Raw genomic sequence first — 14,125 nt, forward strand, 5'->3', positions numbered from 1 at the left:
CGAGGTCGTCGTGGATGAGATCGCGGCGCTGCCGGCCGACATGCAGGCGCGCTTCATCCGCCTTTCGGAGCGCATTTCTACCGCTGGGCTGGAAAGTCTGGGCGAACCACATGTGAAGCATTTGGTCGGCAAGCTTTGGGAGTTGCGATTGACCGGGCGGGATGGAATCGCGAGGGCACTCTATGTGACGGCCTTCGGCCGGCGCGTTGTGATCGTCCGCGCGTTCGTGAAGAAGTCCCAGAAGACGCCACCGGGTGAGATCGAGTTGGCGCTGCGGCGAGCAAAGGAAGTCACATGACGATCCCGTTCGAAAAACTGAAGGCACGCCTGTTGGCCAATCCAAAGGTCCGGGTGGAATACGATGCGCTCGCGCCTGAGTTCGAAATTGCTGCCGAGTTGCTCAAGGCGCGTCAGCGCGCGGGACTATCGCAATCCGAGCTGGCAGCCAAGATGGGCACCAGCCAATCGACCATCGCCCGCCTCGAAAGCGGCCAGACGCTTCCAAGCACCAAGACGCTGCTGCGATTTGCCAAGGCAACCGGCAGCAAGTTCCAGATCCGGCTCTCGGCGGCGTAACGCTCTGCCAAGGCAGCAGACAGCGCGGCTAGCCGATCACTTCGTCGCCTGTGGCAGCAGCAGGTCCCGCGCCCCTCGCGCGACGCGTGCAAGCTCGTCGGCCATCCGCGTCAGCACGCCCTCCCAGGCCTGCGGTCTGTCCTGGCGGAACAGCCGCATGGTCGGATACCAGGGCGTGTCGGCGCGGTCGCGCAGCCAGCGCCAGTCGAGCGCATAGGGGCACAGCATCCAGACCGGGCGGCCGAGCGCGCCGGCAAGATGCGCCACCGAGGTGTCGACGGCGATGACGAGATCGAGCGCGCAGACGGCCGCGGCGGTGTCGGCAAAATCGCCGAGCGTCGGTGCGAGATCGACGACGTCAGCACCGAGACGCCGCAGCACCGGGGCATCGTCCGGCCGCGGCTTCTTCTGCAGGCTGTAGAGCTGCACGCCAGGTGTGACCAGCCGCGGCAGCACGGCGTCTGCCGGCAGCGAGCGCTGGCGGTCGCCCTTGTGCCTGGCATTGCCGGCCCAGACCACGCCGACCTTCAACGCGGACACGCTGGCGAGCGCCTCGCGCCAGCGTGCGAGCTTAACGGCGTCCGCCTGCAGATAGGACACGGCGGCGGGGATGGTCTCGACCGTGGTGCGGAAGATCCGCGGCAGGCTCAGCAGCGGCAGTTGCAGGTCGAACGGCGGCAATGGCTCGCCGCGGGCGAACACCGCGACATCCGGCAGCATCGGCCGTAGCAGCGAGACCAGCGCCGGCTGCACCTGCAGAATGATCCGGCCGCCGCTGCCCGCCAGCATCGGCACATAGCGGACGAAATTGATGGCGTCGCCGAGCCCGTATTCGGCAAACAAGAGCAGCGTGCGTCCCGCCAGCGGCTCACCCTGCCATTCCGGCTCGTCGAACACAGGATCGCCTTCGCTGAGCATCTTGGTCTTGCGGCGCCACTGATACTCCTCAAAACCCTCCTCGAACTCGCCGTTCATCAGGAGGAAATGCGCGTGGTTGTAATGCGCCAGCGGCTGTTCGGGATCGAGCGCGATGGCCCGGCGCGAGGCCACCAGCGCCGCATCGATCTCGCCGGCATTGCGCAGCGCGACCGCAAGATTGGCGTGGCCCTTGGCGTAATTGGGTTCGAGCTCAATGGCCCGCCGATGCGCGGCGACCGCCGCCTCGACCAGATTCTGCGCCTCGAAGATGATCCCAAGATTGGTGTGCGCGGCGGCATAGTCCGGCTTGAGCGCCAGCACCAGCTCGGCGCAGGCGATGGCGTCGTCGACCTGTCCGAGCTCGAACAGGCAGGCGCCGAGATTGTTGAGGATGACGTGATCGGACGGATCGCGGGCCGAGACCTGCCGATAGATGCGGACCGCCTCCTCGCGCTCGCCCAGTTCGTGCAGCACCATGGCCAGCAGACGCCGCGGCGCCAGATTGCCGGAATCGAGCGCGATCGCGCGGCGATAGTGCAGGACTGCGTCCTCGAGCCGGCCCAGCCGGTAGAGCGCCGCGCCAAGGCCGCTATGCAGGCCGGAATGATCGGGATCCGCGCCGAGCCCGCGGCGATAGGCGGTGGCGGCGGCGTCGTGCTTCTTCTGATCGGTCAACGCATTGCCGAGGTTGAGCCAGACACCGCGATAGGCCGGATCACGCGCGATCACCTCGCGATAGGCCTGCTCGGCCTCGACCGGCCGCTGCTGCCCGGCCAGCGCAACCGCGAGGTTGAACCGCGCCCGCGTCAGGCCGCCATCGAGTGCGATCGCGCGGCGAAACGCCGCCTCGGCGTCGTCGAAGCGCGACAGCTCGCACAGCGCAACGCCAAGCTTGATGTGCAGGCCGGCATCCTTCGGCCGCAGTGTGACGCCGCGCTGGAACGCCGCCACCGCACCCTCGTGCTCGCCCTTCACGGCGAGCGCATCGCCGAGCGTGGCGAACGCAGGTCCATGATGCGGATCGAGGCTGAACACCCGGTTCAGCAGCACCGCGCCCTCCGCGGCGCGATCGGTCACGAAGGCGATGACGGCGGACAGATGCAGCGCCGGAATATGGTCCGGATCGGCGGTGAGGATATCGCCGCACAGCGTGCCGGCCTCCATCGCGCGGCCCGCGCCATAGTGCGCCACCGCATCCAGCAACATCCGATCAACAGCCACACTGCCCACGATACCGCCCCCGCCTCTCAAGACCCGATGGGAATTAAACGGGCGGCGCCGCCAAATCCGGCACGCGAAGTTCAGCGTCCGCTATCCCCCTCTTGACGTCCATCCCATCATGTAACATATGAAGTTACATGATACGCGATAGCCGTCTATCCGGTGTCCTGCACGGCCTGCTCCACATGATCGGAGCGGGCGAACCGGTCACGTCGGAGCAACTTGCACAGGCGATGGCCACCAACCCGGTGGTCGTGCGCCGCGTGATGGCGGGCCTGCGCGAGCAAGGCCTGGTCCGCTCCGAGAAGGGCCATGGCGGCGGCTGGACGCTGGCGCGCGAACCCGCCGACATCACGCTCGCCGACATCTATCGCGCGGTCGGCGCGCCCACGATCGTCGCGATGGGCCATCGCTCGGAAAATCCCGGCTGCCTGGTCGAACAGGCCGTCAACGACGCGTTGTCAGACACGTTTCGCGAGGTCGAGGCGATCTTCCTGAAGCGGCTCGGCGCGGTGACGCTCGACGCGCTCGCGAAGGATTTCAAGCGCCGGCTTGCCAAACACAAGCAAAGTCTCGAGGACCAGATTCATGCAGCCAAATGACCAGGCGAAGCCGCTTCCGTTCAACGACCCCGCGCACTGGGACAAGATGGTCGCGACCTACGAGGCGCAGTCGCAGCCGTTCACGACACACTTCGCCGAGGCCGCGGTCGCGATGCTCCCGATCGGCCCGTCATCGAAGGTGCTCGACGTCGCCACCGGTACCGGTGCCGCGGCGCTTGCGGCCGCGCGCAGGGGCGCTGACGTCACCGCGATCGACTTTTCGGCGGGCATGGTGGCACGGGTCCGCGCGCATGATGTGGCGAATATCGCGGCACGGCAGATGGACGGCCAGGCGCTCGATCTGCCGGATGCTGCCTTCGATGTGGCGGTGTCGGTGTTCGGCGTGATGCTGTTTCCGGACTGGCGCGCCGGACTGCGCGAGATGGCGCGGGTGACGCGGCCGGGCGGATCGGCGGCGATTGCGGTCTGGAAGAGCGCCGACGGCGCCGCCGTGTATCTCTTGCTCTCGCAGATCATCCGGCGGCTCTACCCCGATAACGTCACGCCGATGCCGTGCACGGGCCTCGCCGAGCTGGCCGATCCCGGCCGCCTCGCTGCGGCGGTCGGCGCGGCCGGCTTCGCCGACCCGGCGATCGTCGAGATCACCCACGACTTCAAGCTCAATGTCGCCAATCCTGCCGACGTCGACAAACTGTTCGAGTTCATGCCGCATTGGAGCGGGCTCGATGCGGACCAGAGCGCCGCGGTTGCGCGGGCCTTCCGGAGCGAGATTGAGCGCGGGCGGGTCGGTGACACCTTCATGATTCCCTCGACAGCGCTGGTCGCGACGGCGCTGCGGCCGTAGCCGCCGCGAATCCGGCAGCCATCGCCACATGAGACGGGTGCGTTATCAACGACCCACTTTGCGTGCGCTGAATGCGAATGACGGCCTGCTCGCAGCAATATCGTGCGCTAACGGCTTCTCAAATCGTGCAATGACGTAGCAGCCCAGCAACGCCGCGTTACAAAAGCCAATGCGTACGGAGATTCCGCGGCGTGCCGCGCGAGCCGCGTATTACAACAAACCCGTATTTTTTGAATGTGCGCCGATTCCGCAGCGGGGCCGGCGCGACGGGGGTTTCCTTGTTGCCGATCGCAAATTTCTCGCGGACTCGTTTCCGCTCCGCCGCCTCGCGTCTTGCACCCGACTTCTGCACCAGACTGACGGCGATCGCTCGACGCACCGGATGCGGCCTCGCCCTGATCGCCGCCGCACTGTTCAGCCAGGTCGCCGCGGCTAGCTCGCCACCGGCGGTGGTCTCGATCTCCCCGACGACGGGGCCCGCGGCGGGCGGCACCACCGTTGTCATCGCGGGCGGCAGCTTCAACACCGCCACCGCCGTGCACTTCGGCGCCACCAGTGCAACGAGCTTCACGATCGATTCGAACGAGCAGATCACCGCCATCGCGCCGGCAGGGACCGGCACGGTCGATGTCACCGTCACCAACCCGTCCGGGACGTCATTCGCGTCTCCCGTGGATCGGTACACCTACGTGGCATCCGCGCCGACGGTGACGTCGATCTCGCCGACCACAGGCCCGACCAGCGGCGGAACGACGGTCATCATAACAGGGGCAGCTTTCACCGCCGCGACCGCCGTCACGTTCGGCGCAACCCCTGCAACCGGCTTCACCGTCAATTCCAGCACCCAGATCGCGGCGACGTCGCCGGCGGGAACGGGAACGGTCGATATCACGGTGACGACGGCAGCCGGGACATCGGCGACATCAGCGGCGGACCGCTTCACCTTCGCAGCAGCAACGACGACCCAGACCACGCTGACCTCGTCGCAGAATCCGAGCAGTTTGGGCCAATCGGTGACCTTCACGGCGAACGTCACCGCCCCAGCAGGAACGCCGACCGGCACAGTGACCTTCAGCGACAATGGATCGCCGATCGGCACCGCGACGCTCGCGGCAGGCGCGGCGAGCTTCGCGATCGCGACCCTCAAGGTCGGCAGCCACACCATCACGGCGAGCTATGCCGGCAGCGGCGCGTTCAATGCCAGCACCTCGCCGGCGCTGGCGCAGAGTGTGAATGTCCCGACCGACAGCGTGAAGCTGCGGGCATTGCAGATCGACATCACCAAGCTGGTGGCGCAGAGCTCCGGCCAGGCGATCTCGGGTGCGATCGACAACGCGATCTCGGAAGGGTTCAGCGAAGGCGGCAGCTTCATGACGCCGAGCGGCGCCGGCATGCGCTTCAACTTCGCGGCCGATCCGTCAGACGGCGTGGCGCAGGCCGATGCGGCGGGGAATCGCAGTGCTTATGCGCCGGATCGCACTTCCGGCGCACCCGGACGCAGCGGCGGCAGTTCGCGGATCGACAATGCGTTCGCGGCGATCGATCAGCAGATGCCGACCAAGGCGAAGCCCAAAGCCTACCGCGAGGCGCGCGACTGGCTGTTCTGGATCGACGTCAGGGGCAGCGGCATCGACCGCTGGTCGTCGCCGACCTCGCCGGGCGTCGGCACAACAGGCTCATCGATCTATGGCAGCCAGCTCAATGCCCTGATGGGACTGACCTACCGGGCGCTGCCCAACCTCCTGCTCGGTGCCGTCGCCGGCTATGAGACGTTCAACTACACAGCCCAGGACATCAACGGAAAGCTCACCGGCGACGGCTGGACCGCAGGGACCTATCTCGGCTGGATGATCACGCCGGCGCTGCGCTACGACGCCGCCGTGACCTTCTCGCAGATCGGCTACAACGGCGTCGCCGGAACGGCACAGGGCAATTTCAACGGCGACCGCTGGATGTTCGCGACCGGGCTCACCGGCAGCTACAGGATGAGCAGCCTGCTGATCGAGCCGTCCGCGCGCCTCTACACGCTGTGGGAGCATGAGAACGCCTATGTCGACACGCTCGGCACGCTGCAGACGGCGCGTGACTTCGTCACCGGCCGCGCATCCGGCGGCGTCAAGCTGAGCTATCCGCTGGCAACGACCGACGCCGCCGTGGTCTCGCCCTATCTCGGCGTCTATGGCGACTACTATTTCAGCAGGGACGACGCCGCGGCACTTTCCGTGAGCGGCATCCCGATCAACCCGACGCTGGTGCTGGAGGGCTGGTCGGCCCGCGTCACCGGCGGGCTGAACGCCAGGCTCGCGGGCGGCATGATGCTCGGCCTCGGCGCGGAGTATGGCGGGCTCGGCGGCACGGCACGGCTCTGGACGTTCTCGGCCAGGGCGCGCGTGCCGTTCAACTGATTGAAGACGGCGCCCCAGAGCCCGCATTCTCGGCGATGCGGGTCCATCAGCGGCACGCTTACTTGCGCTGGCGCTTGTCGTCGGCTTGCTTTTCTCCGTCACTCGGCGGCTGCAGGCCGGGGCTGTTGGCCCAGCGGTCGAGGTCCTCGATGACCCGCCGGTGGCTCGGCCGCAGTGACGGCGGACCGCCGGGCTCCTGAGACAATTTTCGGGGCAGCTTGACCTGTCCTGGCATTGCGAGGCTCCAGAGCTGAGCGCATTCGCAGCGACCGTGACGCAAATGCGGATCGCCGTCCGCAACGAAGGCGCGAAGATTACTTGTGGTCTGCCGGCTTCGCTGATGTTGCGACCGGCTGCGCAGGCGCCGCCTGCTCCCACAGTGCCGGCAGGATGACCCGCGCCGGCGGCAGGGTCTGCGCGGCGCGCTGCACACCTGCACTCACGTTCGCCGGCTGCGGCTCGTCGCCGGCGTTATCGGCGTGCGCGACGGCGATGGTGATGCCCAGCGCCAATGCGGCGAGGCCCGCGCCGATCGAGGCGGCAACGACGCCGGTCCGCGGCCTGTTCAGGATGGCAAGATGAGATGAGGTCATCACAACTGCTCCTCACGCAATACACATGGTTCGGAGCCGTGCGGACGCGACCGTCGCGCACGGCTCAAGGCGGTGATCAGGTCTTGATGTCGGCCGGCAGCTTGCCGCCATTGGCGGCGAGCTTGGCCATCACCTGCTGATGCAGCCAGACATTCATGGTGGCGGTGTTGTTGGTATCGCCGGTGTAGTGCAGCTCCTTGGCGAGCTCCTTGCGCGCAGCAAGGCTGCTGTCGAGCCCGAGCGCCTTCATCAGGTCGACGATCGAGGTGCGCCAGTCGAGCTTCTCGCCGGTGGCAGCCGCCGCCTTGTCGACGATCGCCGCGACGTCGACCGTCTGCGCCGCGGATGTGCCGGGTGCCGGCGATGCAGATGCAGACGTTGACGTCGATGCCGGTGCGGCGCCGGGTGCAGCCGTCGTGGTCTCAGCTGTCTTGGCCTGGGCACCGTGGCCGAAGATTGCACCCATGATGCTTCCAAAAATGCTCATGATCTCTCACTCCGTGCGCCCGGGACACCGTTGGTCCCGTGACTGGTTCCAGTGACGGGTGGACGATAGGCAGGCCATTGGCCGAGTGGAAGATGACCATCGTCACTATCGGAGTGTGGGACGGCGTGGTGCAGTCGGGGAGAGAATCGTGCGGTCCTGCGCCGCACGTCGCGCGCGTTTCATCGTACGCCCCACGTGCGATGAAGTCAGCCGTCCCGGCCCGATTCGCCAGCCCCGAGAAGTCGGGACGGCTGACACAAACCTGCGCGAAGTTATGTGAACTAGAGCTGACGGCGGCGAATGGTCTGCGCGAGCTCGACAAAGCATTCGGCAATGCCGACGCCGGTCTTGGCGCTGACCGGCTTGACGCTCGACTTGGCGAGCTCGGCAATCGCGCCGGCGCTGCCGGCAGCCTCCGGCAGGTCGATCTTGTTGAGCAGCGCCCGGTAGGGCCGGCCCGGGAAGCGCTCCTCGAAACCGCGGACCAGCTCGACCATGCGAGTCACCGTCTGCGGCCGCGTGACATCGGACACGATGATTGCCGCCGATGCACCGGTGACATAGACGGTGTCGAAAATCTGCGTACCGAAATCGCCGTCGGTGTCCCAGAGCACGAGGCGCATCGGATCGCTGCCATCTGCCGGCACCACGTCATGGCTCAGGATCTCGACGCCCAGCGTCGATTTGTACTGGCCCTCGAACCGGTTGTAGATCAGCCGATAGAGGATCGAGGTCTTGCCGACCCCCATATCGCCGAGCAGCATGACTTTTGCGGTGAGCATCAGCGGGCCACTTCGCCTCGGTAGACCGTCTCGAACGCCACACGGCGGTTGCCGCCGGCGGTCGCATCGAGCCGGTCGGTGATCGGCATCGTCGCGGCGCGCGAAACCAGGATCAGCCGCGACGGATCGACCCCGAGCGCGGTCAGCTTGCGCTGCACCTGCTCCGCCCGCTTGCGCCCCAGCGTCTTGTTGGTGCCTTCGGTGCCGCTCTGATCGGCGTAGCCGACGATCCGCAGCCTGAGATCATTGTTCGTCAGCAGCCCGGCGAGCTCGTGCAGCTGCTGCTCGGCCTGGTCGTTGTCGAGGAATTCGTCTGAATTGTTGACGAAGAAGATCGCGGTCGAGGCGATGAAGCGGTCGAGCCGCGCCGCCGGACCGTCGGCGACGGATTGCAGCTTCGCAGCTTGCTCGCTCAACTTCGCGTATTGCTCGCCGAGCTTGTCATATTGCGCGGCGAGAGCGGCATATTTCTGGTCGCCCGACTTCGCCTGCGCGCCCATCGCCTCGCGCATCTGGTCGAGGCTCGCCTGCAGCCGCGTCAGGCTCTGCTGCAGGCCCGCGATGCCGGCCTGCGATGCCGCCGCCTGCTCCGGCGTGGACACCAGTCCGATGCGGTCGACCACCTTGTACGGCGCCGCGGCCGCAGCGAGCGCGTCGATCAACGGCGCCGTCTCCAACTGGCTCGGCTCGATGCCCGAGACGGCCAAGCTTCGGCTGCCGTGATCGAAGTCGAGCCGCAGCGGGAACGTGGCCAGCAGGGGCTGCTTCGCGGCGAGCTGCTCCAGCGCGGCATGGGTACGCCGCTCCAGCAGCGCGCGCGTCACCGTGGTCGCGGCAAAATAAAGCAATAGCGCGGCCACAGCGGCGAGCACGGCAAACAGGATCACCTTGCCGCGCCGGCTCGCGATCCGCCGCGGCGTGTCGTCGGTCTCGATCGCGGTTGCGAGCGAGGCGAGCATCGGCCCGTCGCAATCCGCGCCGCGGTCGATGCGCTCGATCGCATCGAAGAACAGCGAATTGATCCTGGCGTTGTCGGCGGGGCGCAGCGGCCCCAGGCACTCCGCCGCCAGGATGAAGCGGGGCGAGGCGCGCAGCGCGAGCTGCCGACCGCCGAAATCGAGCGTCTGCAGATTGCCTTCGCCGGCCAGCGCCTGCACGGAGAATTCGAGGATCGCCGCGACCATGGCGCTGAGCAGGTCGGCGCGCTCGTCGACGGCCGCCTCGCGCTTCCAGTCGGCGATCAGGCGGCCATTGCCGCGTTCGATGATCAGGAGCCGGTTGATCTGCGGCGGACTGTCGGCGAGCACGAACTCGCTGATCGGACGTCCCGTCACCAGCGACTTGACCCGCCCGACCCACAATTGCGCCGAGGTCAGCGCATTGATGCGCTGCTCGAGCGAGGCAACCAGTTCCCGGAACGCGTTCGCGACCGCGGCGCTGACCAGCCGGCCGACGATCGGATAGAGCGCCTCGATCATCTGCTCGCGCGAATTCTTGATCTCGCTGCGGATCGCGGAGACCACGACCGGCGCGATCGCTGTGGCGAGCTCGCGCGGCCGGTTGACCTCGGCGCGCTCGAGCGCCTCGACCAGAATGCCGGCGGTGGCCGTCTCCAGGCGATCGGCGTTGCCGACATAGCGCTGCAGCGAGTCGAGATCGGCCTCCAGCGACGTCAGACGCGTCGCCTCGGGCTGAAACAGCAATGTCCTGAGCTGCTCGATCTCGCGGTTCTGGCCGGCAGCAGCTGCCATGCTATTTGCCCGTGCGGCCGGATCCCAATCCGCTGATCGCAGCGCCGAGCTGGGTGATGGCCGCACCGACATCCTTCAGCGAGTCGAGGCGCTTCTGCTCGGTATCGCGTTCGAGGTCGGAGAGCCGCGCCTGCAGCGCGGTGAGCTCGTTGGTGAAGTCGGCCTGCATCTGCTTCAGCGAGGCCTGCATCTCCTCGCGCAGACCCGAGAGATTGGTCTCAATCGAGCGTTGCGCGCCGCCGAACAGGAGATCGCGGACCTGATCGATCGCCGCCATGCTAGGCGCCGCCGAATCCGCGCCGTTGCCGGCCGCCGCGTTTGCCAGTCCATCGCTATCCTTGGTCTGGCGCTCGATACCCTTCATGGTCATTCCCTGTTTAGTCAAAGCCGCGCAATCCGGACCTGCCGTGTCAAAAAGCAAATCCGAAACAAACCTATAGCCAATTTTGTCGGCGCGGCCCAGAGAAAGGCGAGCAATCTCAGCCGGATCAACCGCGTGGTGTGCGATTGGGGGCAGTTATTTCTAGTAAGTTATTGCCTTTATTGCCAGTTCCGTACGGTTCTTGACCTGGCATTTCTCCAGGATGGTGCTGACATAGTTCTTCACCGTGCCCTCGGCCAAATGCAGCCGTTCACCGATCTCGGTATTGCTCTTGCCCTCGACGATCAGCGTGAGAATTTCATTCTCCCGCGCCGTCAGCCCGTCGCGAACCGGCAGCTTCGCCGAGACGCGCGGGCCGCGCAGCCGCTTGAACTCGTCGAGGATGCGCGCGGCGACGCTGGGCGACAGCCCGGACTGGCCGTTGATCACCGCGCGGATGGTCGAAGCGATCTCCTCCATCCTGGCGTCCTTCAGGAGATACGCCTTGGCGCCGGCGCTGACCGCCTCGAAGATCAGGTCGTTGGTCTCGAACGTCGTCAGCACGACGATATGGGTCTGCGGCAGCTCGCGCAGGATCCGCTGGGTCGCCGCGATGCCATCGACACGCGGCATCTGCAGGTCCATCAGGATGACGTCGGGCCGATAGCGCCGCGCGAATTCGATGGCCTGCTCGCCGTCGGACGCGCCGGGAAGGATCTCGAAATCGTCGTTCTGCTGGGCAAGCAGTGTGGCGATACCTTCCCTGATCAGGGTCTGATCCTCGGCGATCAGCACCCGCACCTTCTCAATTCTGCTCACGGGCTTCCGTTATCCTCTCGAAGGTCTTGAATGCGCGGCAACGACATCAATCGGCCAGCAGGCCGGCAGACGCTGCCGGCGGCGCCGCCACGGGGAGCGATATCCGGACCAGCGTTCCCTGTCCGGGCGCGCTCTCCACCGCGCAGCTTCCGCCGACGAGTTCAGCAAATTCGGTCATCCCGATCAATCCGAAATGTCCGGGAGTAGGCACCGCGAGATCGAAGCCGCGGCCGTCGTCGCGGATCTCGACAACGAGCTTGCGACCGACCGCGGCCGGCGCTTCGAAGGCGTGAAACGAGACACGGCGTGCCTTCGCATGTGCCTGAACGTTGCGCAATGCCTCGCTGAGGATGCGTTGAACCGTCAAGCCGCAATCGCGCAAGCCGGGACGCGCCTCTTCGTCGATCTGGATCGACACCCTGACGCCGCTGCGCGCGGCGAAGTCGCTGAGCAGTCCCTCGACATCGGGATCGAGCTTCAAATCGTCGGGCGTGCGCAGGCGATCGATGGCCTCGCGGGCACGCGAGAGGCCGCTCGCTGCGGCGTCTTCGGCTGTCGCAAGGCTGTCCGCCACACGCGCCGGGTCGGCCGAAAGATAATGTCTGATCAGCCGGATCTGGGTCAGCAGCGCCACGATCGAATGCACCAGCGTATCGTGCAGGTCGCGCGCCAGCCGCAGCCGCGTCCGCGCCAGCGAGGCAAAGCGCACTTCCGCGCTGGCCGCCTCGAGCTGCTGCTCCATCAGGCGGCGGGCCCGGCGCTCGCTGCCGAGCAGCGTTTCGACCTGACGTCCCGCGAAGTCCGGCATGGCGATGACGAAGTAATGCGACTGCGCGTGATTCCACAGCACGACCGCCGTCATCGGCTGCGCGATGTCAGGCGAGGCACCGCGGACACCGGCCAGCGCGATCATGTCCCGCTGGCCTCCGGCAAGCGCCGCCAGCTCGGCCTCCATGCCGACCAGCAGCATGCATTCGCAACAATCGACGCCGATCGCGGGAAGCCATTCGACCAGCCGCCCGATCTTCCGCTGCATGCTTCGGTCGGCACCGATGACGGCGAGACCGATGACGTCGGCTCCTGCGGCCGCAAGCAAATCCGCGCTCAGATCGATCATGCGTTGCCCATCAACTCAGCGAGCAGCCCACTCTGGCGTAAGCCCGCAGCGGCCGCAAACGAATATGACTTTCGTCACAACTGATCCTGACTTTCGTCAGATGTCGCTGCCGCTCGAAATGCGGTTCTGTCTTACGAATGAGCAACAGCGCAAGCCATGATGTGCCACATGCCGGCGTCCATGGCGATGCCGGCCGGGCGCCGCGCCTCGCGGAAGGTCGCGCCAGTCGGCCGGAGTGTGAGCTGACAATGAAGGCCGCGCCACGGAAATCGTTGGGTATCGAGCTCATGTTGGCGGAAGCGGAAAAGCCTACGCGGCGCCGGCGCCTGAGCGCGACCCAGAAGCTGGCGTTGCAGGAAGCGCTCGCCGGCCGCCTGCAGCTCTACCCGCGCGGATATGCCGCGAGCAAGACCGGGCCGTTCCACTCGCGCCGCGCCATCCTCGGACTGGTGCGCGCCGGCCTGATGAGCCTCAGTGCGACCGCGCGCTATGCGGCCGTGACCCGGCGCGCACGGGACATGTACGCGGCGTCGGTCACCAGCGAGAGCGAATAGCACGCGTCATCGGGGTCCTGCGCACCTCCGACCGACGCCTAGTCCGGCAGGGGGGCGCCCCAGGCCACCGTCACGTTGCCGCCGAGCCGCGGATTGTTGAGAGGCCTTCTCGAGCTGAGAATTGGCGGCAAGCGCGGATCGTGAAACCGGGCGTAATACGGCTCCATCCAGGCAAGGTCTCCCTGAAACGTCCAGGGGAAAAGCTGCTGCGGAACGTTGGTGAAAGCGCCGAAGCTGCGCTCGTCCTGCACCGCGCGAACGATCAGGTCGGCGAGCCGACGGATCGCTCCGTTGTTCTCCGCATAGAGGTCGATCTTCCGGCGGCTGGCGAGCTCGGCGCAGAACACCAGCGGGATCAGCGCAAAATTGTGGTAGTGCAGCGCGCGTTCGCCACGCTTCAACTCGCGTTCCAATTCGCCGTGGGCGCCGATGTCCCTGATGCCCTGGCGCGCCCGGGAAATGCCGGCATCGATCAGGTCACTGCTATCCGTCAGGGTGCCGATCGACATCAGATCGAGCCCGGCCCAATAGACCAGATTGTTGTCGAGGTGGTTGATGCGATCGGCATCACGCGTCTCCTCGGCAATCCGGATCAGCCACGGCTTGATTTGCTGGAATCGATGATCGGCCTTGATGGACGCGCCAGGGAAGCGCAGCAACGCCAGCGCGAAATCGGTCCCGGCCCAGGAGCGTTCGAAATCACCCTGATAATTCGCGCCTGTTGTCAGCAGCGCACTTCCGCTGGCCCAGCCTGCGAGCAAGTCCATGACGCAATCCAGATCGCGTACGTCGGCGGCCTTGTTGACCTCAGCAATGAATGCATGCAGCGGCTTGATCGCTTCCGCGTACCCGCCTGCATCCCGGTAGAAGCCGGGCGGATCGACCGATGTCAGCGCCGGTGGCGCCTCGCAGGTCCGGGCCGCGGCCGGCTGCGCGAGGCAAGCAAGGACGATCGATCCGCCGATCGCCGTTAAACGAAGATCAAACTTCATTCCAAACAACTCCGCGAGCCACCGCGGGACGAGACGCCGCGTCGTGAGCGCCGACGCAGTCATCGACAAACGCGCGCGACATGACAACCAAATCTAATGTGATGCGTATAAGAACCGAGTTCAGCTGCGGTTCAGATTTTGA

The 14,125-nt window shown here is 66.3% G+C and carries 16 protein-coding genes; 6 read left to right on the forward strand and 10 right to left on the reverse strand.

Going from position 1 to position 14,125, the window contains the following annotated elements; genetic code table 11:
• Nucleotides 1–10 precede the first annotated feature (10 nt).
• Nucleotides 11–298: a type II toxin-antitoxin system RelE/ParE family toxin gene (locus tag ACOIX3_RS39205; RefSeq protein ID WP_420967342.1), complete on the forward strand. Its 288-nt coding sequence runs from the start codon at nt 11–13 to the stop codon at nt 296–298.
• Nucleotides 295–576, forward strand: a complete 282-nt coding sequence (locus ACOIX3_RS39210; protein WP_420967343.1) for a helix-turn-helix domain-containing protein — start codon at nt 295–297, stop codon at nt 574–576. The genes ACOIX3_RS39205 and ACOIX3_RS39210 overlap by 4 nt, the downstream gene beginning before the upstream one ends.
• Nucleotides 577–612: 36 nt before the next feature.
• Here ACOIX3_RS39210 and ACOIX3_RS39215 read toward each other — a convergent pair whose 3' ends face one another.
• Complete coding sequence (locus ACOIX3_RS39215; RefSeq protein WP_420971905.1) at nt 613–2,700, reverse strand: tetratricopeptide repeat protein; 2,088 nt, start codon at nt 2,698–2,700, stop codon at nt 613–615.
• Nucleotides 2,701–2,852: 152 nt separating this feature from the next.
• Here ACOIX3_RS39215 and ACOIX3_RS39220 point away from each other — a divergent pair, with 152 nt between their 5' ends.
• The 3 genes from ACOIX3_RS39220 (at nt 2,853) to ACOIX3_RS39230 (ending at nt 6,527) form a co-directional block, all read left to right on the forward strand.
• Complete coding sequence (locus tag ACOIX3_RS39220) at nt 2,853–3,317, forward strand: Rrf2 family transcriptional regulator (protein WP_420967344.1); 465 nt, start codon at nt 2,853–2,855, stop codon at nt 3,315–3,317.
• Nucleotides 3,304–4,122 (forward strand): class I SAM-dependent methyltransferase, encoded by an 819-nt coding sequence (locus ACOIX3_RS39225; RefSeq protein WP_420967345.1) that lies wholly within the window; start codon nt 3,304–3,306, stop codon nt 4,120–4,122. Before ACOIX3_RS39220 ends, ACOIX3_RS39225 begins: the two co-directional genes overlap by 14 nt.
• A gap of 281 nt (nt 4,123–4,403) precedes the next feature.
• Entirely contained in the window at nt 4,404–6,527 is a 2,124-nt protein-coding gene (locus ACOIX3_RS39230) for an Ig-like domain repeat protein (protein ID WP_420967346.1), read from the forward strand.
• A gap of 58 nt (nt 6,528–6,585) precedes the next feature.
• On the opposite strand, the gene ACOIX3_RS39235 is transcribed toward ACOIX3_RS39230, so the two are convergent.
• The 8 genes from ACOIX3_RS39235 to ACOIX3_RS39270 form a co-directional block, all read right to left on the reverse strand.
• Nucleotides 6,586–6,762 carry a hypothetical protein gene (locus ACOIX3_RS39235; RefSeq protein WP_420967347.1) on the reverse strand — a complete coding sequence of 59 codons (177 nt, stop codon included), beginning with the start codon at nt 6,760–6,762 and terminating at the stop codon, nt 6,586–6,588.
• A 79-nt stretch (nt 6,763–6,841) separates the two neighbouring features.
• On the reverse strand, nt 6,842–7,120 hold the full coding sequence (locus tag ACOIX3_RS39240) for a hypothetical protein (RefSeq protein ID WP_420967348.1): 279 nt from the start codon (nt 7,118–7,120) through the stop codon (nt 6,842–6,844).
• Nucleotides 7,121–7,196: 76 nt separating this feature from the next.
• Entirely contained in the window at nt 7,197–7,607 is a 411-nt protein-coding gene (locus ACOIX3_RS39245; protein WP_420967349.1) for a DUF3597 domain-containing protein, read from the reverse strand.
• A gap of 281 nt (nt 7,608–7,888) precedes the next feature.
• The gene (locus ACOIX3_RS39250; RefSeq protein WP_298368275.1) at nt 7,889–8,389 is read right to left on the reverse strand and encodes a Rab family GTPase; all 501 of its coding nucleotides are present in this window, start codon (nt 8,387–8,389) and stop codon (nt 7,889–7,891) included.
• Nucleotides 8,389–10,140, reverse strand: a complete 1,752-nt coding sequence (locus tag ACOIX3_RS39255) for an OmpA family protein (RefSeq protein ID WP_420967350.1) — start codon at nt 10,138–10,140, stop codon at nt 8,389–8,391. Before ACOIX3_RS39255 ends, ACOIX3_RS39250 begins: the two co-directional genes overlap by 1 nt.
• A gap of 1 nt (nt 10,141) precedes the next feature.
• Nucleotides 10,142–10,504: a hypothetical protein gene (locus ACOIX3_RS39260; RefSeq protein WP_420967351.1), complete on the reverse strand. Its 363-nt coding sequence runs from the start codon at nt 10,502–10,504 to the stop codon at nt 10,142–10,144.
• Nucleotides 10,505–10,663: 159 nt separating this feature from the next.
• Complete coding sequence (locus ACOIX3_RS39265; protein WP_050406118.1) at nt 10,664–11,320, reverse strand: response regulator transcription factor; 657 nt, start codon at nt 11,318–11,320, stop codon at nt 10,664–10,666.
• 46 nt (nt 11,321–11,366) lie between these two features.
• Complete coding sequence (locus ACOIX3_RS39270; RefSeq protein WP_420967352.1) at nt 11,367–12,437, reverse strand: histidine kinase; 1,071 nt, start codon at nt 12,435–12,437, stop codon at nt 11,367–11,369.
• A gap of 272 nt (nt 12,438–12,709) precedes the next feature.
• Here ACOIX3_RS39270 and ACOIX3_RS39275 point away from each other — a divergent pair, with 272 nt between their 5' ends.
• On the forward strand, nt 12,710–12,991 hold the full coding sequence (locus tag ACOIX3_RS39275) for a hypothetical protein (RefSeq protein ID WP_420967353.1): 282 nt from the start codon (nt 12,710–12,712) through the stop codon (nt 12,989–12,991).
• A 38-nt stretch (nt 12,992–13,029) separates the two neighbouring features.
• Here ACOIX3_RS39275 and ACOIX3_RS39280 read toward each other — a convergent pair whose 3' ends face one another.
• The gene (locus ACOIX3_RS39280; RefSeq protein ID WP_420967354.1) at nt 13,030–13,983 is read right to left on the reverse strand and encodes an alginate lyase family protein; all 954 of its coding nucleotides are present in this window, start codon (nt 13,981–13,983) and stop codon (nt 13,030–13,032) included.
• Nucleotides 13,984–14,125 lie beyond the last annotated feature (142 nt).

This window comes from Bradyrhizobium sp. B120 (genome assembly GCF_049075665.1).
Classification (GTDB): Bacteria; Pseudomonadota; Alphaproteobacteria; order Rhizobiales; family Xanthobacteraceae; genus Bradyrhizobium.